18 protein-coding genes are annotated in these 21,758 nt (G+C 44.3%); 2 read left to right on the forward strand and 16 right to left on the reverse strand.

Features of this window, described 5'->3' with window-relative positions:
* Positions 1–60: 60 nt before the first annotated feature.
* The 15 genes from GC093_RS01655 to GC093_RS01725 form a co-directional block, all read right to left on the reverse strand.
* Positions 61–690 (reverse strand): class I SAM-dependent methyltransferase, encoded by a 630-nt coding sequence (locus GC093_RS01655; protein ID WP_171650147.1) that lies wholly within the window; start codon positions 688–690, stop codon positions 61–63.
* A gap of 341 nt (positions 691–1,031) precedes the next feature.
* Entirely contained in the window at positions 1,032–2,102 is a 1,071-nt protein-coding gene (locus tag GC093_RS01660; protein ID WP_171650113.1) for a sialidase family protein, read from the reverse strand.
* Between the two features lie 29 nt (positions 2,103–2,131).
* The gene (locus GC093_RS01665; protein ID WP_171650114.1) at positions 2,132–3,643 is read right to left on the reverse strand and encodes an extracellular solute-binding protein; all 1,512 of its coding nucleotides are present in this window, start codon (positions 3,641–3,643) and stop codon (positions 2,132–2,134) included.
* A 53-nt stretch (positions 3,644–3,696) separates the two neighbouring features.
* On the reverse strand, positions 3,697–5,868 hold the full coding sequence (locus GC093_RS01670; protein ID WP_312886447.1) for an MGH1-like glycoside hydrolase domain-containing protein: 2,172 nt from the start codon (positions 5,866–5,868) through the stop codon (positions 3,697–3,699).
* Positions 5,869–5,930: 62 nt separating this feature from the next.
* Entirely contained in the window at positions 5,931–7,013 is a 1,083-nt protein-coding gene (locus GC093_RS01675; RefSeq protein ID WP_216624453.1) for a sialidase family protein, read from the reverse strand.
* Between the two features lie 61 nt (positions 7,014–7,074).
* Positions 7,075–7,950 (reverse strand): carbohydrate ABC transporter permease, encoded by an 876-nt coding sequence (locus GC093_RS01680; protein WP_216624454.1) that lies wholly within the window; start codon positions 7,948–7,950, stop codon positions 7,075–7,077.
* A 12-nt stretch (positions 7,951–7,962) separates the two neighbouring features.
* Positions 7,963–8,916 (reverse strand): ABC transporter permease, encoded by a 954-nt coding sequence (locus GC093_RS01685; RefSeq protein ID WP_171650115.1) that lies wholly within the window; start codon positions 8,914–8,916, stop codon positions 7,963–7,965.
* 67 nt (positions 8,917–8,983) lie between these two features.
* Positions 8,984–10,579 (reverse strand): type 2 periplasmic-binding domain-containing protein, encoded by a 1,596-nt coding sequence (locus GC093_RS01690; RefSeq protein ID WP_171650116.1) that lies wholly within the window; start codon positions 10,577–10,579, stop codon positions 8,984–8,986.
* A 93-nt stretch (positions 10,580–10,672) separates the two neighbouring features.
* Entirely contained in the window at positions 10,673–11,824 is a 1,152-nt protein-coding gene (locus tag GC093_RS01695; protein WP_246313286.1) for a sialidase family protein, read from the reverse strand.
* 28 nt (positions 11,825–11,852) lie between these two features.
* Entirely contained in the window at positions 11,853–12,782 is a 930-nt protein-coding gene (dapA, locus tag GC093_RS01700; RefSeq protein WP_171650117.1) for a 4-hydroxy-tetrahydrodipicolinate synthase, read from the reverse strand.
* A gap of 164 nt (positions 12,783–12,946) precedes the next feature.
* Entirely contained in the window at positions 12,947–13,633 is a 687-nt protein-coding gene (locus GC093_RS01705; RefSeq protein WP_171650118.1) for a GntR family transcriptional regulator, read from the reverse strand.
* Positions 13,634–13,830: 197 nt separating this feature from the next.
* Positions 13,831–14,625, reverse strand: a complete 795-nt coding sequence (locus tag GC093_RS01710; RefSeq protein WP_171650119.1) for a pirin family protein — start codon at positions 14,623–14,625, stop codon at positions 13,831–13,833.
* Between the two features lie 340 nt (positions 14,626–14,965).
* Positions 14,966–15,838, reverse strand: coding sequence for a DMT family transporter (locus GC093_RS01715; protein WP_171650120.1), 873 nt, complete (start codon positions 15,836–15,838; stop codon positions 14,966–14,968).
* A gap of 606 nt (positions 15,839–16,444) precedes the next feature.
* Positions 16,445–17,428, reverse strand: coding sequence for a phosphotransferase enzyme family protein (locus tag GC093_RS01720; protein ID WP_171650121.1), 984 nt, complete (start codon positions 17,426–17,428; stop codon positions 16,445–16,447).
* Between the two features lie 312 nt (positions 17,429–17,740).
* Positions 17,741–18,361 (reverse strand): TetR/AcrR family transcriptional regulator, encoded by a 621-nt coding sequence (locus GC093_RS01725; RefSeq protein WP_171650122.1) that lies wholly within the window; start codon positions 18,359–18,361, stop codon positions 17,741–17,743.
* Between the two features lie 142 nt (positions 18,362–18,503).
* Between GC093_RS01725 and GC093_RS01730 the strand changes: the two genes are divergently transcribed.
* Together GC093_RS01730 and GC093_RS01735 are read left to right on the forward strand one after the other, a co-directional pair.
* The gene (locus tag GC093_RS01730) at positions 18,504–18,908 is read left to right on the forward strand and encodes an alpha/beta hydrolase family protein (RefSeq protein ID WP_171650123.1); all 405 of its coding nucleotides are present in this window, start codon (positions 18,504–18,506) and stop codon (positions 18,906–18,908) included.
* A 1-nt stretch (position 18,909) separates the two neighbouring features.
* Entirely contained in the window at positions 18,910–19,944 is a 1,035-nt protein-coding gene (locus tag GC093_RS01735; RefSeq protein ID WP_171650124.1) for a stalk domain-containing protein, read from the forward strand.
* 241 nt (positions 19,945–20,185) lie between these two features.
* Here the strand turns inward: GC093_RS01735 and GC093_RS01740 are convergent, their stop codons facing one another.
* Entirely contained in the window at positions 20,186–21,757 is a 1,572-nt protein-coding gene (locus GC093_RS01740) for a SagB family peptide dehydrogenase (RefSeq protein ID WP_171650125.1), read from the reverse strand.
* Position 21,758: the final 1 nt, after the last annotated feature.

Below are 21,758 nucleotides of genomic sequence, written 5' to 3' on the forward strand. Positions count from 1 at the left end.
TCCATTATGGATTTATTACAATTACCGCAAACTGTAAATGTTGAGACTCTAACTGTGTATTTATAGTTCTTTCTTACATTTTACAATTATAAATTTTACTGGAGGTTTATTTTTCATGTTCTTACTTGGCTCGTCAATTTCTGAAAACTCTACCAGTCCATATTTTTCAAATTCTTGTTTTATGGAATCAGAATCATAAAAAAACATTTTTACGCCTTCCATTATCTCGAAATAGTCTTTATCCAATTGTTTGCCCTTTCCAAACATTGGGGCTTTTTTTGAAACAGTCGTAAAAATCATATATCCGTTTGGCTTTAACTGATTGTAGCAATCTTTAATAAACTTATCTCTCTCACGATTATTCAATAAGTGAATAAGTGCATAGCAAAATATGCCGTCATAGAGTTTGTTATCAAAAGGCATATCAGTTACTGAACCCTGAAAAATATTAATATCAAGCCCGTTTTGCCTCGCTAAATCAATCGCTGTTTTTGAAATCTCAATACCTGTTACTTTTATTCCATTGTCAATAAAAACCTTTGCATTTCTGCCATATCCAATACCTGGTACCAGTATGTCCTTAACATTCCTTTCAAGGAAAAAGTCCATTGTCACGATTGCGGAGTCTGTAGGTTCAAATCCCCACATCGTTTGTTTTTCTATAAAACTTGTTTCCCAGAATTCCGTCATACTTTCCCATCCTTCTTTCATGAATCCACTTTCTTTTTTCAATCATATCATACGTGTACATAGTTTTCTCAGAACTAGACAGCCGTATTTACCCGTCGGCTTATACCGTTCCAACAGATGTTACTTCAATGAAAAAGAGGAGTTGCTGCGTAGCAAGCTCCTCCATTATAGTTTTCCGTCAGTGTATTGGTGGTTACAAAGATATATATATAGATGTTTTGCCGTTTCATTATGATTTCTCAAGCTGTTCAAATCTTATAAATGAGTACTGAATTAAAGAACAGTTGGTAATAATTAATGACAAATCTTTATTGCACCTAGAAACAGTATTTGAATTTCTTTCAAGTAGTTATTGGACTGTTCTCACGAACCCACTCTTCGTTCACACGCACATAGCGCAGCCCTTTGCGCAAATACGTATAAGCAACATGGAGCTTGCCGTCACGTGTTTGGATGATGGAAGGATAAGAGTAGCCGATTTCATTCTCTTTGTATTCGTCATCGGCTTCCTGCAGATTAACCGCATAAGGCCATGTCTCTCCCTCATCCTCTGAAATAGACAAGGTAAGTGGTGTTCGTAGAGCCTTGCGCCTTTCTTGGCCGTCTTTAAGGACCATACGGTACTGGCCTCTTTCAAGGCTGGCATCATTGTAAATCAGTGCAAGGTGTCCGTTCGCCAGCTTCGCGACCTGGGTCGATGAGTTGTTGTTCGGCAGCTCGCTGGGCTGTGGTTCCGACCAAGTGCGTCCATCGTCCTTGGAGACACTCGTATAAATCCGGTCTGCCAATCGGCTTCGGAACATCGCAAACAAACTGCCATCGCTCCGCTCAATAATGTTCATCTGTACCCCTTTTTCACTGGATGGAACTGTATGATCGCTCCAGCTACTACCTTCATTAATTGACACCTTAACCGCACTGTACTCCCCATTATCCTTGCAGTAATAAATCGGAAGAACCCAAACCCCTGTGCTAGTTATCACGATGGGATGTCTTAGAAAAATCCCTTGTTCGTCAAACCAGATTTCAGGCTCACTCCATGTATTTCCTCTGTCTTCGGAAATGCGTCGCACGACCCGCGAGGTTTGCTGATTATGCGGTTCATTAGAAGTATGCATCAGCCACACATGACCGTTAGGGGCCTGGAACAGAACCGGATTCTGCTCCGATCGCTCCAGGTCGCTGGACAGCTCATCTGGCCTGCTCCACTCCGAACTGCCAAGTGGCAGCTTGGACAGCACGATATTGGTGTCCGGATTCCCTTCCCCACTGCCGGAAAACCAGACACACAGCAGATCGCCGTTATCGAGCTCCAGTAAATTGGCGGCGTGGCTTGTTTCATAGAGATTGGGTAGAAATGCATCCTCCCTACCAGGAGCTATTGTCGTAATTTTGCCGTTAAACCTATCCATTGCGGTCGCCTCTTTCCTGAATGCTCCGATTATTTTTGCCCTGCTTTGGTGTACGCTGCTTTATATTCTTCCATCATTTTATCTCCACCGTTTTTCTTCCACTTGTCTACCTCTGCTTGCCATCCCGCTTCATCGATCTTGCCCATAATGAATTTGGTCTGAGCATCCATAATTTGCAGCTCCAGCTCCTTGCCGCGTTCGTTGTAAGTAGATGACAGCAAGGTTAGCGCAGGGTTAGCCACCACATATTTTTCATTTTCCCTGGATACCTGCTGGTTTTTGACACTTAACGGGGCATCCTTTGTCGGCTTCACATTATAACCTTCACGATAAGGCAGATTGTCTCGGTAGGGCTTGACCTCCTTCTGATTGGCCTCGCGGTCTAAGGGCTCCGTGTACTCACCTTTATCCACGAAATGCCGCCCTTCAATGCCGCGCATCAACAGCGTCGCCATAGGCGGGTCCATCAGCTTGTCTACAAAGGAAAGCACCTGCTTCAGCTCAGCTTCCGATTTAATCGATGATTTCGAAAAAGCCAGAAATCCGTTATTACCGCTTTCTCCCGGTACACGAATGCCGTTTGGTCCCTGTACAGAGGCTGCATCGACCATCGCGTCAGGAACATTTTTCACTAGTAGATCCTGCCAGTTCTGAGCGTTCCCTCCGGAAAATTTAATGCCAGCGCGTCCAGCGTTGTAGATTTTCTCGGTTTCCGTAGGATCGAGCACGGTAAAGTCCTGATTAATCAGCTTATCGGCATACATCCTTTTCATTAGCTTCATAGCTTCCATAAATTGAGGAGCCATGAATTCTGGCGTAAAGCTGCCGTTTTCGACCTTCCATTTGTTCGGTCCACCGATACTGACGGAAAAGCGGGTCAGCGTGGATTCCGCTCCATCATTGTATTTTTTATCGAAAATCATGCCGTAGGTATCGTTCTTGCCGTTTTTATCCGGATCATTCAGTGTAAAGGCTTGGGCCAATTTGTACCAGTCATCCATCGTTTTTGGAAGCTGGAGCCCTAGAGCATCCGTCCAGTCCTTGCGGTAGTGAATGACCGCGCGCCCCAAGTCGCGGAACAGCGGAATCCCGTACACTTTTCCATCAACCGCTATATTGTCATAGTGCTGTTTGTTTTGAGCCGACAAATTTTTATAATCCTTCAAGTACGGGCCAATTTCCCAAAAAACGCCGGATTGGATCGTGCTGATGATTGTCGGAACATATTTGACCCTGACGAGCTTCGGAAGCTCTCCTGCCGCTATCATTACATTGATTTTGTCATCATAGGCGGAGCCGGGAATCCATTGAATTGTAATTTTGGAATTAGTGTACTTCTCCATGGCCGTTTCCACATCATTGCCTTTGGCCGGGACCTCCCCTACCTGGGAAAGAACGATGGAAATATCGGCAGGCTTGCTGTTGTCCACATTACTGTCTGAAGCGGCTGGCGGTTTGGAGGCCTCTCCCCCACACCCGGCCAATGCCCCGGTCAGCACCAACACCGCACTATAGGAAGCCCATGCCTTCTGTTTATTCATCTGTAAGATCCCCCTAATTGTTATAATAATTTAAAAAGTAGTTTTAATTGCTGTTACTTTGCTACTTTCTCAAAGCTGTAAACCATTCTGGTCAGAGTATCGCTTTCCAAAGCCAGCTGTCCATCCACATAAATCCTGTATCCTGCGACTAGATCTATATTCGGGTCATCGCCCCTGTTATAGGTAATTGTCAGCTCATATCCAGCCGCACAGATGCCTTCCAACCGGAAATGTGCCAATCCTATATCGATCGGGTTCAACACAAATCGGTTTTCTTCAACATTCAGACCTGCAATATGCTTGACAACCAGGTCAATATAATAAGAATGGTTGTAATCAACCTCATCGCTCAAAGGCTCTCCGCTCTGGCTGCTGTAATGCTCCACCAGATAGGGAGCAGTCAAATCCCGATTGCGATAATGAAGCAGGGAATATTCACGGAACAGATGGCCGAAATCACGGTCCCATTTATGCCCGTTCCGTTTGCTCTCCAAAGCCATTGCATCCAGGACGATACTGTTTGTATAAGGCCATGTTGGCCCATCCCAAACGCATCCGTTGCGTCCTTTGAAATAATTACCTTGCCAGCTGCCCTCCGGTTGGTAAACAGGGCAATCCGCGGATACTGAAGGAAATGGGCTCGGTGTACCGAACTCCTCTTCATTGAGTGCGTGCAGCAGCCCATCGGCATGCTCAGCATCCGTCAACTGTGCCCAGTAGGGATAAAATCCGACTACGTTCTTAACCCATGCCTTCTCATCCGTTAAATGATGCAAATCATAGAAAAACTGTGTTCCCCCATCCCACATCTTATGTAGGATATCCTGTCGGATTGTACCCGCCTGCTTATCGAACTTTTCCGCTTCTGTGTCATTTGCCGCCCAGCACAACCGTGCCACGCCGAGGCAGTTCAAATAATGATAGACGGATCGGTCCACTCTTTTTAGCGGAGTAAACGTCGCCGGGTCTTTGCAATCCTTCGGGAAATCATGAAAATACCAGTAGCTTGGCTGATATTCCTTCCCTGTTCGATTATGCGTGTATTCGATCAGCAAGCTGTCAGCTGCACTGCCAAGCTTGGCCGATTCTCCCCGAACTTGCTCTTTGAGGGATGGCAGCATCTCCTTGAGCAGCTCTGGATCTCGGTGAACTAAATAATCCTGATAAGCCGCCCAGCCCATAAAATTGGCATATGAATGAAGCGTGCTGTTGACAAACAAGCATTTGTAAAAGCCTTCCTCATCCTGACTCGCCTTCATACTGCGCATAGCGCCCTGTGAATAAACGGGATCGTTGTACCAGCGGGCTTCGAGTAAATGCATAGGAACGGTGAGAGGAATCATTTTGCTAAATTCCCAACCCTTCGGATCAAGCGGCAGTTTACTCATTTTATGTGAACGTCCCTCGTAAAATAAGGGATGCTGTAAATTACCATACCGTGGATTAGCCAGAGTGTGGCGCATCACGAACCATCGGTACAGCCAGGTCGTATCCAGCAGAGGTTCGCTGCTCGCAAAAACTGGCGCATGCTCGAACCAGCGCTGATACGCCTGCTGCTGCCCGGTGAGCAGCTCTGCACCGCTTTGAGCCGGGTTTAGAACCGAGTCGAGCCGCTGCTCCAGCTCGGCAGGTGTGTCCGTCTCGAGCAATCCGAGCGCCACAGCCGTAATCAGCTCCGCGGATTCGCCCGGCTGCAGCGTCAGGCCCGTGAACAGCTCAGGCCGATTGGTGCGAAGCGCCGCTTGCAGCGTGAAGCCATAGTGTGGGACGCTCAGACTTCCGTTCAAGCTGGTGCCCATCGGTTCGCACCTGAACAGCACCGGCTCCGCAATCAGCCGAAGCACTATGGCCTGGCCGCCTGTGTTTGTCCAGGTTTGGCAGGAGACCGCGCAATCCTCCCATGTTATATATTTGTATTCTTTGAGTTCTACTCTACTTGTGGCATACTCCATCGATAAATAGCTTGGATACCAGTTTATCTTGGACGGCTCATAGCTTGTCACTGCATCACACTCAACCGTAAATAGGGAAGGAATGTTCAGCTTATGTATAAAATCGATGGCCCCGCTAAAGCCAGGCTGCGGCCACAGGAAGTCGGCCCACAGCCTGGCTCCCGTAGAGCCTAGCAAGCAGGATTTGGGCAGCGTTCGCAGGCTGCGCTTCCCCCCTCCCAGAGCTTGATCGATATTGAACTGTGTGCTTGGGCCATTTTTGATTTGCCTCACCAGGTCAAGCCTCCCTTCTCAAGATCGCAATGTTTCAGACAGGTCTTGCACTTATGCGCAGGTTAAACCTTCAAAATCGTCCCTGCAATATGACGGACACCCCCGCCGTTCATTTGAATCGGATCATCCTTGCTGTTGAAGTAGTAGGTGGCCAGAATCTCACCCTTACCCACTTCTGTGGCGCGAGGATAACCGAGATCCCGGTTGCCTCCATCATCACGCAGCATAAGCTCAGGCCCCCACGTACGGCCGCCGTCCTCACTAATTTTCGCACGGATTCCATAGGCCGGAATGCGGTAGCCGTAGACAGCGAATATGCGCCCATCCTCCAACAGCGTCAGATGCACCGTATCTCCATGCTCGTTGATGCGCGAGCGCAGCTGCCACGTCAAGCCGCCGTCCTCGGAAGCATACACTTCGCCCCAAGCCGCTTCCATCGAAGACTTGCATCGTACACCGACGATGATAGTTCCATCCTTCAGCATAATAGGCGAAGGGCAAATGACGCGATATTCGTTACTATCGGGCATGTAGGAGAGCAGTGTCCAACGGACACCACCGTCGAATGATCCGTATACAACCGGACGATCATAATTATTATGCTGCGGCTTAGCGGTCAGAAACAGCAGAATTACGCCGTCAGGACGGACCAAATAAGAGGATCTGCCCTGGAATCTTGGAATATTGCAAAAAGGCAGCAGAACAGCAGGCCCCCAGGTTAGTCCAGCATCCTTCGACAGCTTCACCCAAGCCTTCGCGTCAGGAGCACCGGAGTTCGGCGTCGTCCAGCAGCAGAGCAGCGTATTCGGATCGCTGAAATCGTGGGGCTCGATAGTTGGCTCTTTACCGAACTGAAGCTGTTCGTTTACCTCCAAATTGTCGGCTACGGTCTCTGCCACTCCCCAGGTCCGGCCTCCATCTGTCGATCGTACTGCAGCAATCCGTCCGAAAAATTCCACACGGCGGTGCATCAAGTGCTTGGTATTTGTATAATCGCATGGCATATTCATAAAACCGACAAGGATATTGTTCTCTGAAATTTTCCACATTCCCGCGTTAAAAGGCCATGAGCTGAATTCATTATCGTTTCTATACAGCACTACATGTTCCATATCCTTAGGCGTTATCCAATTTTGTCTATTCATTCGTCTCTCTCCTTATTATTTATAATGTTTTTCCCGTTGTTTGAATATTTCTCATAAAACCTTACCCCTTTAACGAGCCTAGGAGCATCCCTTTGGTAAAATATTTTTGGGCAAACGGATACACGAACAATATAGGGAAAATCGCTAAAAAAATCGTGGCCGCCTCAATATTATCAGGTAATATTTGGTGTCCGTTAACCGTTAAATTTTCAAATGAGGTGCCCCCATCAGGCTTGATAATCAATCTGTACAAAATCAACTGAATCGGATGCAGTGTACGATCCTGCAAATAAATCAACGGTATCATAAAAGCGTTCCATATATGTACGGCATAAAATACTCCGATAGTCGCTAGAACCGGCGTAGAAAGCGGAAAGAATATCCGTGTCAGCATCTGAAGCTCATTAGCTCCATCGATAAAGGCTGATTCCTCCAATTCACCGGGAATGGCATCCAGAAACGAGCGGGTAATAATTAATAAAAATGTGCTGATGGCCCCGGGCAAAATCATAATCCATCTGGAGTTGACCAAACCTAGCGTGTTATTTACAAGATAGCTCGGAATTAAGCCTGCTTCGAAAATCCAGGTAAACAGAAAAAGCAGCATAATGAAGTATCGGCCCTTCAGCCTTTTGCGAGATAAAGCGTAAGCGGTGACGAACGTCAGCAGCACTGCCACCAACGTTCCTGATACCGTATAAAAGATCGAATTGAACAAACCCAGGGTAATGCCTAATCTCGAGTTGCCGAGAACATACTTGTAGGTCTCTACATTGAACCCGATTGGCCAAAAATAAACTTTGCCTGTTATAACCGCCAGTCCATCGCTTACCGATACCGCCAATATGTTCAAGAAGGGATACACGCAAATGATCGCCAGCAAAATCAGCAAACTATTATTCGTTGCTTCAAACATATCAATTTTTCGTTTCCGCAAAGATGTACCCTCCTAAAACAATCTCGATTCGGAATATTTTTTGGAAATTTTATTCGCGCTTACGACGAGCAGCATCGCCACAATGGACTGGAACAGGCCCACCGCCGCTCCGAAGCTGTAATTCGGAAAGCCCTGTGATGCGAAGGCTTGTCGGTAAACGAAGCTTTGAATTACATCGGCCGTTTCATAGACACTCGGATTGTACATCAGCAGCACCTTATCCAGATCAACCGACAGGAAGGAACCGATATTAAGGATAAACATGGTTACGATAATATTCGACAGCGATGGAAGTGTGATAAAAAACATTTTTTGCCACCGCGTTGCCCCATCGATCTCCGCTGCCTCGTATTGATGGGGATCAATGCCCGCGATAGCCGCCAAATAAATAATCGATCCGTAGCCGAATGAATGCCATACGTTCAAGCTGACATATAAGCTCCGAAACCAACCCGCTTCCGCCATAAAAAACACTGGCTCTATCCCTATCCCATCCAACAGCCGATTTACGAGACCTGTCTGTGGAGACAAAAACGTATACACAATACTGACAGTAACGGCCGAGGAAATGAAATAAGGAAAAAAGCTGAGCGACTGTGTGAACCGTTTGACCATCGCGCTGCGTACCTCATTTAGAAATAATGCAAAAATAATAGGAACAGGGAATCCGAAAACAAGGTTGTATATGGCTAACAACAGTGTGTTTTTCAGCAGCACCAAGAAATAAGGGTCCTGGATAAACACCTTGAAATTTTCCAGTCCAACCCAAGAGCTTCCCCTAATCCCCTGAAACGTGTTGTAGTCCTGGAACGCAATAACCAGCCCAAACAGCGGTGCCAGCTTAAAGATAAGAAGATGCAGCAAGCCCGGCAGCAGCAGCAGATAAAGTAGCTTGGTATTCCACAGCTGCCTGAACCGGCGCTGACGAGCTGTATAAACAACAGTTTGGGTTCGTTTAATCTCCATAGGAATTACCTCTTATTGTTATAATTTTCCAAAAATATAAGAGCGTTTTCATCTTCTGATGAACCTATTATTTCTTTATCATAGTGTCATAAGCTTTTTGGTCGATTTCTACAATTTTTGAATAGCCGAGGGTATCCATTTCTTTCAAGAATGCATCCCATTCTGCGATAGGCCGTTTTCCGGTTACAAATTTAACCAGATTGGCTTTTAACGCTTCATTCACTTTGGCCACCAGATTGCTTCTCTCTTTCAATTCATCGGTGGAATATTTGATGATCGGGAACGATTCAGCATATTTATTGAAATAGTCGTTAGCGTAGGATTTCGTCAAGCTGTGATTAAATTCATAGAAGGCTTCATTATTGACCGGAATCGGGAACGTCAGTCGATCCTGGAAGAAGGTCCACGCCGGAGTACCAAGCGGTTTGGTCGATTCTTCCTCGAATTTGATCGTAAATTCATTTTTCCCGTTCGGATTTTTCTTGAACGTCGTACCTTCTACACCCCATCCTACCAACGTTTGTCCCTTGTCAGAATATAGATAATCCAGGAATTTAATAATGCCAGGAGCCTTATCGGCAGATTTGGCGTTAATGACGAAGGCACGGTCAACGCGGTATTCGGGAACCGTAGGGAACTTAGACTGTCCACCTGCATCGTTAAGGAACGGCGGCATCACCTTCATTGAGAAATTGGGATCGGTTTTGGCTCCGCCATTTATCAAAAACCAAGACGGTCGGGTGTAAAAGTCGTGGCCGATTGCGACATTGCCGTTGAGCACTTTAGTCTGCCATGCTTCCTCCATGGACAGACCGCTGACCCATTCCGGATCAATCAATTTATCTTTGTATATTTCGATGTACCAATCTATCATTTTCTTGAAGCCAGCCGCTTTAAGATCGTAACCTTGCCCTCCGTTGTAAACACCATGGACCTTGCCTTGACCGTCAATCAAATCGTTAGCACCGAAAGCAGACTGAAATTTCACGAAATCTTCGCGGCCGCCGAACGGATAAAAATTTTTATTGTCTTTGTACGTATCTTTCAATTTGCGAAGTACTTCGGTAAACTCCTGAATTGTTTTCGGATCCGTAGTAATTCCCGCTTTTTTGAACATATCGTCACGATAAAAGGTAGTGTTGGAGATTTTTGGATATTGGGGAATAATTGCATACATTTTGCCATTGCTGCTTGTAACGAGCTTCGCATAATCAGGATGTGCATCCAAGAATTTTTTGATGTTAGGGCCATATTGATCGATCAGCGGGCGCAGATCCACAAATGCTCCTTTGGAGCCGTAAACTTCGGCTTGGCTGAGCTGCATAATACCCGCATCGGAAAAATCTCCCGACCCCACTTTAAGATCAATGTTTTTATAATAGGGGTCACCATCTCCGCCATTTATAAATTCAATATTGGCACCCGTTTCCTTTAACAATACCGGAATATGGTTCATATCCTTCATCCAATTCACGAATTTTCCAGGAAGCGTGTATGTAAATTTAGCCTGTGCCACTTGATCCACTGCTGGTTTGCTGGAATCCTTCGTATCTGCCGGCTTATTAACGTCCGAGCTGCAGCCCGTAACACTTATCAAAGCCCCAGTTATCGCAATATACATGATCTTATGAGAACCGCTTTTCCAATTGTTATTCAAACGCATTTGTGTATTCCCCCTCCAATATTTTCAAATTTACTAACATTATCGTGACATGCCGCACGAACAGGAAACGCTTTCATTTCTGAAAAAAATACGTTATATATCCGTTCCTTTAACCCATGCTTCCGTAAAAACCACATGCTTTATACCCTCACGTCCACCATAAGCGAAAGCAGCGTGTAGTAACCCATCGTTGGTTTGTAAAATCCATGGATACTCATATTTGCGATTCAATGATTCATTGTGTTCTCCACTGAACCCATCACCCGTTTCTATAATTCGTCGGTAAGGCCATGTTAGTCCTTCATCTTCAGAGAGTGCTACCGTGACAGGATATCTGACTTTGGGCCAGACCGTGAGATGCGGATCATCATTTGCGCTTGCATGATTGTAAATAACGGCTAATCGATTGCTCTGTAGACGAACAGCTCGAATGGAAGCATTATTGTTCGGTAATACGGTGCGTTCGGGCTCGGTCCATGTGCAGCCGAAATCGGAGGATTTGCTAATGTAAATCCGATCGGCTGCCCGGCTTCGGTACAAGGCCAGCATGTTGGCACCCTCCCCTGATACCAGCGAAGCGTGAACACGGCCTCGGCTGTTAGGCACCGGTATTTCCTCCCATGTCTTTCCTTGGTCCATGGAGCGTTGAATGACACTGTAATCACTGCCATATTCGGTTTCACCGTCTGCACGGCTGTACCACATGGGGAATAGCCAGCTTCCATCTTTGGCAACATGAATGGGAGCCCTACAAAATGAGCCTTCGGATTCAAACATTGTCCTAGCCGGTCCCCAAGTCCAGCCCCCGTCCAACGATTCGCGGCAGCGGATAACTGCTGTTTCCTGGCGCGTAAAAGTCCGATTCGGGTACAGCTTCTTGAACTCTTCACGACTCATCGAAGCTGCCTCTTGTGCCGTATACATGAGCAGCAGCTTGCCATCGGGCACCAAGAACAGCACCGGATTTTGCTCCGATTTCGTATCATCATCGGATACTTTAACCGGTTCGCTCCATTGAATTTCTCCTGCTTTCAGCCTGGACATGACGATTTCTATGTCGCTTCGTCCTTCCTCCGTATGCCCGGCGAACCATACCGCAAGCAGATCCCCATTACCGAGTTCCGCCATGCTGGGCGCATGATTGACACGGTAGGCTGTAGGAATGTAAGCCTCAGCCCCGCCGTTATAACGGGATCGGAGTGTGCCGTCTTTGTCCACCCCTTGATTCACAAGCATCATTCTCATTGTCACGAGTGCTCCTCCTCATTTGTATTTAAGTTACCTTCTTTAATGGAATGGTTGCAGCATCAGGAAACAGTAATCCTTGCTTTTGGTAGCTATCCATTAAATGAGTAAGCTCAACTTGCTTCTCCGCGGTTAACGGACTAACCGGTAAGCGGCAAGGACCCGCAGGAAGTCCCGCCCAATTCATTGCCTCCTTTAAAACCGAAGGTAATGTACCCCATTGAAATGCACTGCGGATTTCTCTCAATCCCCGCTGCATAGCTTCCGCTTCCTCAAACTTCCCTTGCTTCCAAAGATCATATATCGCTACGACCAATTCCGGAAAAAGATTTGCTGTAGCTGCAATTGCGCCTTTCCCGCCCGACATAAGTGTAGATAGAATTAACGAATCCGTGCCGGCCAGTACGGAGAAACCTTCATCGCTCTCCATTAAATAGTTCAAAATAGTATCAAAGCTGCCGCTGCTATCTTTGATACCTACAATGTTAGGGATCCGTGCCAGCTCGCCAACCGTTTTTGGATGCAGCGCATTGCCCGTTCGTCCTGGAATGTTATACAAAAGAATCGGAAGAGAAGTTTCATTTGCCAATGCCCTGTAATAATCAGCCAGTTCCTTCTGACTGAAAGCAAGGAAATATGGAGTTATAACAGACAATGCATCTACACCTATGCTTTCCATCTCGCGGGCAAGGCGAATCGTCTCCGCTGTGCTGATGCAGCCTGCACCTACATAAACGGGAATTTGCCCCCTTGTCTCTTCCACGATTATGGTCGCGATTCTCTTCTTTTCTTCAAAGTTTAACGAAAAGAACTCGCCATTTGTACCTAAACAAAATAATCCGTGAACACCCGCTTTGATGAAGCGCTTAACAAGCATGCGCAAAGCTTCTTCGTTGATTTCCTGTTGTTCATTAAACGGCGTAATCATCGCCGGTATAATGCCTTCGGCTTTAAACATCCAGCTGTTCACCTCCATTTTATATCGAATCGTTCATTGTTCCATGTTGTATGTTGTATACATCATTTAGTAAAAAAAAACTATTTCTGTGGCTAAAATAGCTTTCCTTCCTGCCCGTTTCGGACTTTAAACCGTACACCCCTCATAAAGTCAAAAATTTGGCATTAGATCGTCCCACCATTTTCCCGTATCCCTCTTAAGAGTCTCTCTTTAGAGTCTTCCAAATGCAACTTTATAACCTGCTTCATATCACTGGTTTGTCCGCCTTTTAGCGCGTCTACAATCTGTTGGTGCTGATCTTGTGCTACTTTGACCATTTCATCGGTAACAATAGATGATTTCATTGTGATATACCGATAATTCATCGTTCTTAAGTAAATATCAATATTGTTTTTATTTTGTCCAAGCTCCATAAATTCCAAATGAAACTCCAGATTAAAATCAGCCTTCAGATAATCGTCTATACGATTGGATTCAACCTTTTCGGCGGATAATCTTAAAATTTCCTCCATTCTAGAAAGCCTATACTTGAGAGTATCCTTATTAACATCATTAAGTTTCTCGACTACCCAAAATTCCAGCATAAGCCGCGTATCCATAATATTCAATACATCCTGATCATTTATTGCGACGACGAATGTACCGACCTTGGAAATCGTTTTAACTAAACCTTCCATTTCAAGGCGATTTAATGCATCCCTCACTGGGGTTCGGCTCACACCTAACTGGTCAGATAACTCCGGAATAGAAAGCTTATGGTTGGGATCAAATTTTCGGCGTATAATGCGTTCTTTTAAAAGTGTATAGGTCTTATCCCACAAATTGGATGTATCAATTTTCGGTAAACTCATTGGCTTGCCACCTTTATTTCGCTTTGATGTATACAACATATAACATATATTAGACGGTATATATTTATAAGTCAATGACTTTATGGAAAAAATCGGGACAAAAAAAGTAGCAACTCGCCTCTATGTCTAATCACAGAGACCTTCGTAAGGTTCGGAAAAGAAGGTCTGATTTCTGTGCCTACTATTGTATCCCTTCGTTACTTACGTTTCGACTCTAAGCGAATTTTGACTTCTTTATAGGAAGGATACGACAGGATGCTAGGAACTTGAATGAGAATGATCCGTGAATCCGCCTGTTTACTGGACTGTATATGCAAGGTTTGCGTCTTTTCCGCTTCACAGACTGTGAACTCGTTGGCGCTTACTTGATGCGCATCGATCCCAAATTTCCAAGTGGACTCACCCTCTACGGCAAGCCCTGCAATAGAATATCCTTCGGGAATTACATGCTCAAACGATTGCCCCGCAGGAAGTATAAGATCCCACATTTGGGCGTCAGCTACCATTCGAACCGGGGAGCCTGTACCTAGAATCGTTTTGATTCTCGCCTTGTTTCGGATTTGAACAGGAAAATCCCGATCTTCATAATCCGTATAAGTTGGCATCGCATAGTTCGCCTCACCCATAAAGGGTTCGAACCAGATTTGAAACCCGGAGGTTTCTTTCCCGTACTTTTCGGCATGCTGAACCCCAGTGCCCGTTTGCATGAGTTGCAGACCACCCACTTGGATCGATCGCTCATTCCCAAGCGTATCCCGATGATGAACGGTGCCCGCTAACAAATAGGACAAGATCTCAAATCCACGATGGGGGTGCATAGGGAGATTCGCCTCTTCGTTTGTGCGAAACCACGCCCAGTAAAACAACGTTCCTACGCGATCAACGGCTGACCCTTCCCCGGGAAACCCGATTGGTTTTTGCTCCTTAATCTTACCTTCATCGAATTGTCCTGAAGCTTGTTTATCAACCGAATAATTCCGAATTGTCACCACAATCATCCTTCCTCCAAAATCTTCTAAATCCTTCTAAAAAGTTGCCAGTGTCTTTTGTCGCTTGGTAACATTATCACAGGACAACGACACACATTCCCTCAATCTATGGACACTTTATCAAATTATAATTAAACTTACAATGTAATCTCTTTAAATATGGGCCGATAACTACGCTTGTATAATCATTGGTTAAGCTTAAGGTATACGGTTGGATGCAAAAAACTGAACGTAGGAGATTTGGACATGTCGGCAGCCTCGGCGTGGTGTTTATGGAGCTATAGTGTCCCGTTAACGTAAAAAAGCTGATCGGCAAATAACGCTGATCAACTTTTTTCGATGCTCATTCTTCTCGAATGGCTAATAGTACACCAATAAAAATTAATATTGTACCTATCCAAAAAGACAAGCCAATTTGTTCACCTAGTAATACCCACCCTAAAAAAGTACCGACTATAGGTTGGAGAAAGAAAAATAATCCGCCACTTGAAGCATTAAGCATTTGCAATCCACGGTTCCACAGTAAAAAGGCACATGCTGTCGAAATAACTCCCAAGTACAAAAGACCGCCCCAAATAGATGGATGCATCATGGCTTGAACATCAAGCTCAGGTAATCGGCTTATTGTAAAGGGTGTAAGTAAAACAATTGCTACAAGGGTTGTATAGCAGGTTACGACAATTTGTGAATATTGCTCGGGTACCCGTTTAATAAGAACAGACATAAGCCCCCAAGTAAGTGCTGCAATAAGCAGTGATACACCACCAAGTTGAAGTGATGGATCGATACCGGCATTTCCGACAATAATGGCGACACCGATTGTTGCTAAAATAATAGAAGTTGCTTTTTTAAACGTGATTTTTTCTTTTAAGATGATGCGCGCAAATAGCACCATGAATGCAGGTGTCGTTGAAGTAATAATGGCACCCATTTGTGCAGTAGAAAGCATCGTACCCACTTCTTGGGTTATAATAGAAATTGTATTTCCAATAAGTCCAATCATGATAATTAATAACAAGTCTCGTTTTTCAATACGCCATGATTGTTTTGTTACAACGCCAATAATTAGCAATGCAAAAATCGCAATTACATAGCGAATCCATACTAATTCAAGAGGTGGCACAAAGTCTACCACATGTTTTACCACAACATACATCCCGCCCCAAATACTAGCAGCGAGTGATAAATACAAAGAACCTAATAAGGTGTTTTTCATGTTGTACCCTCCGTTTCCTAGACATTTCCTGTCCTTAACGGAGATGTAGTTTAGTTTTTCTACCGTTAAGGGAGAATAACTACAGGTACATCATTTTCAAATAGTGGTGACCACATCATTAGTTTTCAGCTCACTTTCAAAAGATTAGTTTTATTTTACACGAATTTTGTTGATTAGGGTATTAACTGATTTAACCATAACTATCCTGCCCGTTCGTATTATGAGGTCACCAGATATTTCTAGTCGACCTCATTTTTTTGAGGCCGTAAGATAACGGTCGCCGGGGATCGAACGTTTCTGCCCGTGGGACTTGGATCCGAGAGCTATTCAGTTCATCCCCCCTACTTGTTCAACCATGGTTAGGCTGGTTGGGGATATGAATCCCGTATTACTTGCGATAGTGTGGAAGACAAGAAGGTTAGGGGTTGCCGGTGAAAATACTACGGGAGTGATGTCATGAAGTATACCACCTCATTTGACTGGCCATTAATAATTAAATATTGACAAGCTATTAGCTGGAATAGCACAACGCGGCTGCCGATCCATCCTGGCAGCCGCGTTGTGCTAATTAAACTATTTTGTCCCGTTAGAGCTTAACGAAAATGGCTAGAAGTTGTAAAAAATACTTTCCCCAGATAAAAAAGGTAGACAGTATTTAGAACATAATAGCGGCATACGTTCGCGAATCCAAGGATGTACCGCTTCATTTTCCATGTGAAAAGCATAATACCCCAAAATACCCGTTAACATAAATCCTTCCATTTTAGCAAAAACATCTTCAGGAACTTCGTTAACCCCATAATATCCCTTAAGAAATTGCCTTCTATTTTCCGACGGAACCATTAAAGACCCTGTTGAAACATCCAATAAATAATAACCGAATCCGAATAATCCAAAATCAATGAAACTAATTTCACCTTTACTAGTTACGATGATATTGCCCATGTTTAAATCAGCATGGATGATTCCCCATGAGTCTGCTGACTTGCCTATACTTTCGAGGCGTGAGTTAATCAATCGGATCGTTTGCTCAACAATATGGAATTTTGACGGGAGAATTAATCCCAGCTCAACGCCGCGTTGAATTTGCGAAAGCATTTGACTGTTCCGTTCAATACCTTGATTAGGTCGAGTATTAAAATGTACGCGATTATTATAATTACGAAAAAAGCGGTGAAGTTCAGCGAGTTGAGCCCCTAGGTTCGTAACAAATCCCTCGATTAATAAGTCTTCCTTTTGCAGATCCTTTCCTTCTAGCCATGTAAGTACTGAACCATTTATAATCTTTCCATCGAGCTCTATTACCGTAATGAACTCTCCGTAACAATTACGTACAGGTTTTTGAACTAAAAGATCTGTTTGGTTTGCTATTTCCTCTAACAGTTGTAACTCGCTTAATAAACCATTGTAAGTATGTTGAATTCCTTCTATATTTACTGTAATTGGTTGATGAACACGCAACAAATATGAGTTTCCTGTGACTAGATCGTTGACCTTATAAGTCCTATTTTCATTATGTCTAATAAATTCAATATCAGGTTGTTTAATTCCATATTTACTAAGAACCCCTATTAGAGTTTCTTCATTCATATTATGGGTTACCCCCCTTTGCACAATTGCACAATAATTATTAAGCTATAGTGTCCAGTTAGTTCAGTCACCACGTTTAATTAAGTTCTCAATTTCTATTAGTTCTATCTTGTAGAACCCAATGTACTCATTCGTTTAAAAAGTAAAATCACTGTGATCCGTCTCTTTGGAAAGCGGCATATGGTTGATCAGGCTTATCTATTCTTGGTCAAGCCTCATGAATTCCAAGTTGAATGTCATAAATTAATGGATAAACAATACAGAGACGCTGAGTGATAATCCTAGAATTTGGAAAATGTTAAGAAGAGGGACTCAAGTGAGTTCCTCTTCTTTTATCTGAAGCGCATTGCGTAAATAAAAAATAATCGCTTCCATCTGACTATCAATGTCTAATTGATCGGAATCCATCTGCATGGCATCGCAGGTCATTCCATCAACAAATGAAATGATCGTTCTTGCAATGGATTTGGTTGGCAATAACGGGCGGAATTCCCCTTCCATGGTTCCTCGTTCGATAACGGCATTCCATACTTGGAGACCTTCCTCATATTGCATCCGCAAGGCTTTCTCCCGAGCTGTGTCACGATAGCTTCTCATGAAGTATTCGAAGACAACCGGCATAAAGCTTTCTCGTGTTTCCTTGAGATCCACTCGGATCTGAGACAAAGCGCCTTTAATTACCGTCCATACCGACATGCCCTCCTTGAACTCAAATAAGTCAAAATTACCAGCTCGCTCCGCTAATATGGCTTCAAAAATAGCCTCTTTTCCGGAGAAATAATGATACACGCCGCCTTTGCTCATTTTTACTTCTTCAACAATCTCATCCACGCTCGCTAAATCGTACCCCTTTTGGCGAAATACCCGTTTAGCGGCCTCAATAATTTCCTTCCGTTTCTCATCTTTATATTTTTGTGAAACCTTAGGTGACATGTGATTTTTCTCCATTCGTTGTGATTGATTAGTTTAGATATTATACAAAAAATTTTACCATGCCTATATAAAACCGTCTACACCGTCGGTATAATAAAATAAAACGACTATTCCGTCGGTATAATTTAAAGGAGAAATCATCATGAAAAAAAGGTTTTTAATATGCACATTCGTAATGACATTCTGCGCTCTGATTGCTTCCTATTTTACCCCTGTCTTTGCGACAGACTACTCCGCTTCCAAGGAGACTAAAGCGTATACGGAAACTATTGAAGGAGTGAACAGCATATCCACGTTAGAAAAAGTTTCTATTGGAGGAACCTATCAATGGATCACGGTCCGAAGTGAAGACCGAAGAAATCCTGTTCTGCTATATCTCCACGGCGGTCCAGGTCATGCGGAAATCGGTAGTAATCTTAGATTCAAAGAGCTGGAGAAGCGCTATGTGGTCGTCAACTGGGACCAACGGGGGTCTGGCAAGTCGTTCTCACCGGAGCTTTCCAAAGAATTTTTGGCTGTGGAGCAAATTTTTATCCGACACGCATGAAATGGTTGAAATGCTGAAGAAGCGATTTGGGAGAGACAAGATTTATTTGGTGGGGCATTCCTGGGGCAGCTTGCTAGGTATGATTGAAATTTCAAGACATCCAGAGTCATTTTACGCTTACGTTGGTGTGGGGCAATTCGTGGATGTTACCCAAGGGGATCGGATTGGTTACGATTATACATTAAATAAGGCGCGAGAGGTTGGCAATGAAGCAGCCATACAAGAATTAGAGAAAATTGGGCCTCCACCCTACGATTCCTTTGATACCTTTCTTACATTCAGAAAATGGATTATACCTATGGGCGGCGTCTTTTACAGTCCGACGTACATTCAAGATGTGATGATAACTGATATTAGGAACGCATCCGAATATACAGGGGAAGAAAAGGAAAATTATGAAATGGGTGAGGGCCTGCTAGTTTCGACCATTGTTCCAGAACTGCCTAAATATAATCTGCTGAATCAGATTCATGAAGTGAAGGTCCCTGTGTACTTCTTCGCCGGAAAAGCCGATTACAATACACCGCTTAAACTTGTCGAAAAGCTGTATGAACAGCTTGCCGCACCCTACAAGGAGCTGTTCTTGTTCGAAAAATCGGGACATGCGCCAAACTATGAAGAAGAAAACAAATTTGCTCAAATCATGAACCAGCATGTCTTTAACCAAACGTACTACAGCCCAGTTGTTGATAAACCTGTTCGAATATTTTTGAATGGAAAGACCTTGAACCTCAAGCCCCTGTTATCTGACGGACAACTGCTGCTTCCTCTGCGTCATACCATGGAAGAGCTTGAAGCAACTGTACAATGGACGGCTGCCGCAAACACCGTTCTAGTGACGAGCGACCGAATGAAGGCCACCTTGGCGCTGGGCTCAGAGGTTGCTGAATCAGGAGATCAAGAAGTACGACTTTCTACTCCTGCGTCACTTGTTGAAGGATCTACCTATGTAACAGTACAAATATTAGAGGAGGTATTGCACCTGCAAGTCGATTGGAATCCGGCAAAGAATGAAATGAATATTTTTTCTAAATAGGGGTTTCTGTTGTGCTTATAAGAGGAAATTATAGGCTAACCAATTAGGCAAGTTAAACCCTTTACAGTCTTTTAAAACCATCAATAGCTGTTTAACACTTCCAATGTATAAGGAAGTGCTTAAACAGCTATTTGATTCTTCAGCTTTATCCATCTACTACCCTGTAAATTTATGATTTTATACCTTATTGAGTCTCCCATAGCTTGAAGGAAGCCAATCATTGCTCTGATCTGCACTTGCTCTAGCTATGCAAGCCCCCTTCCAGACGAGGGCGCTGACGATAGTGACCAATCGGGATTTGGATCAGACTGGTTTTTCCTTGTGGAGCCAAATTGTAAATTTCATCACTGATACTTGGATTAAATCCGAGCAGGGGCCGCCCTCCCATTCCAACAGCAGATGCAGCTAGTAGTAAGCGATGTACAAGCATCCCAGCTTCCATCTGTTGAATTCGGTATCCTCTGTACCCTAACAACGATTTGAGATGGTCCTTTTCACCAACCACATGCAGACATAGCGGTACTTGAAATAGATTAACGTTATCCATGGACATTCCCTGTTGCAGCCATATCCGATGATCTCCGGGAAGTACTCGGCGCAACAAATGAGCTGTGTTGTCATAGCGGTAAGCGCCGTCCGGAATGCCTTCAACGTTATACAAACAACAGTACAAGAACATACGAGACATATTTTCAAGGGATCCCTTCAAATCATTATGATAAGAGAAGGAAGACGCAGCCTCTTGCAGCAAAGCGGCCACCTTCGTTAGTGTCACCTTGCTCAATACGAAATCCGACTCTGGCGAATACCGTTTTTGGCAAATCGATGCCAGATCATAAGACAACCGATCAACACGAGGCATATATATCGCCTGTATCCCTCTATCAACATGCTTCTCTACCCTGACGTGACGAAATGATCCTGTTGAATTTTGCATGGATGCTTCGTTCATCTTGGTCAACATCGGGAACTCCTTGATTTTTTGTGACCGCACATAGTGTTCATGCCGAATGACTGGTAGTTCCCTGCACAAATCATCCGCAGAAATATCCTCTTCTCCATGAATTCCATTATTAATCGAGATTGTGGGCTCCATCGAGAGCGGAATCACCGCATACACACTCTCCTCCCGATCGGATATTCCGAGAAGATGGTTGACCGCACGATCAAGAAACTGGAAATAAACATCTGATTCGTAACCGAACCGTTTCGTCACTTCAAGTAACTGTCCGATCAATACGCCAGTATCTAGTCCCTGCAGACGAAAAGCAAAGTTATTGTATTTATAAAAATTTTTCCAAAACATAACCGACACAAATACAATACCAAAACTAGCCGACACATCGCATCGGTTGCCGAGAGCCTGGATCATATAGGAATCGAAATTTCCTTTGCGAAGAAATACCAAACGATGGTGTGCCGCATCATAATGGTAAACTCCGACAGGAACTTCCTTTGTCTTCAAATATATATACAGTTCGTTCGGATACAACCCGCCACCTGATGGGACGAATCGCCGGTACATCTGTAATGAGCGCTCTGATTCGTTTATGGCATTTGCTACAGGGTATTGGCTCAATTGAGTGAGGCCATATACATGCCAGAGGAAATGACCGATTGTTGTCAGATCGGGATGTGCGGGCGATTCATGACCAATAAGCGTCAGCGGTACTTCCGAGGATAAAGGAACGACCGGTAAGTTGCGATAGAGCTTATAGGGAAGTGGCGCGTCCTCCCAATCAATTTCCCAATCCGTTTGTCTGGACTCGGAGGTATCCGCATGGAGACTTTGCAGGAATTTTTCCAGACTCATC

The organism is Paenibacillus foliorum (assembly GCF_013141765.1).
GTDB classification, from domain to species: Bacteria; Bacillota; Bacilli; order Paenibacillales; family NBRC-103111; genus Paenibacillus_S; species Paenibacillus_S foliorum.

Coding starts and splice junctions, on each gene's coding strand:
- GC093_RS01655 (WP_171650147.1), bottom strand. CDS start 690: ATGACGGAATTCTGGGAAACAAGTTTTATAGAAAAACAAACGATGTGG.
- GC093_RS01660 (WP_171650113.1), bottom strand. CDS start 2,102: ATGGATAGGTTTAACGGCAAAATTACGACAATAGCTCCTGGTAGGGAG.
- GC093_RS01665 (WP_171650114.1), bottom strand. CDS start 3,643: ATGAATAAACAGAAGGCATGGGCTTCCTATAGTGCGGTGTTGGTGCTG.
- GC093_RS01675 (WP_216624453.1), bottom strand. CDS start 7,013: ATGAATAGACAAAATTGGATAACGCCTAAGGATATGGAACATGTAGTG.
- GC093_RS01685 (WP_171650115.1), bottom strand. CDS start 8,916: ATGGAGATTAAACGAACCCAAACTGTTGTTTATACAGCTCGTCAGCGC.
- GC093_RS01690 (WP_171650116.1), bottom strand. CDS start 10,579: ATGCGTTTGAATAACAATTGGAAAAGCGGTTCTCATAAGATCATGTAT.
- GC093_RS01695 (WP_246313286.1), bottom strand. CDS start 11,824: ATGAGAATGATGCTTGTGAATCAAGGGGTGGACAAAGACGGCACACTC.
- dapA (WP_171650117.1), bottom strand. CDS start 12,782: ATGTTTAAAGCCGAAGGCATTATACCGGCGATGATTACGCCGTTTAAT.
- GC093_RS01705 (WP_171650118.1), bottom strand. CDS start 13,633: ATGAGTTTACCGAAAATTGATACATCCAATTTGTGGGATAAGACCTAT.
- GC093_RS01715 (WP_171650120.1), bottom strand. CDS start 15,838: ATGAAAAACACCTTATTAGGTTCTTTGTATTTATCACTCGCTGCTAGT.
- GC093_RS01720 (WP_171650121.1), bottom strand. CDS start 17,428: ATGAATGAAGAAACTCTAATAGGGGTTCTTAGTAAATATGGAATTAAA.
- GC093_RS01725 (WP_171650122.1), bottom strand. CDS start 18,361: ATGTCACCTAAGGTTTCACAAAAATATAAAGATGAGAAACGGAAGGAA.
- GC093_RS01730 (WP_171650123.1), top strand. CDS start 18,504: ATGAAAAAAAGGTTTTTAATATGCACATTCGTAATGACATTCTGCGCT.
- GC093_RS01735 (WP_171650124.1), top strand. CDS start 18,910: ATGGTTGAAATGCTGAAGAAGCGATTTGGGAGAGACAAGATTTATTTG.
- GC093_RS01740 (WP_171650125.1), bottom strand. CDS start 21,757: ATGAGTCTGGAAAAATTCCTGCAAAGTCTCCATGCGGATACCTCCGAG.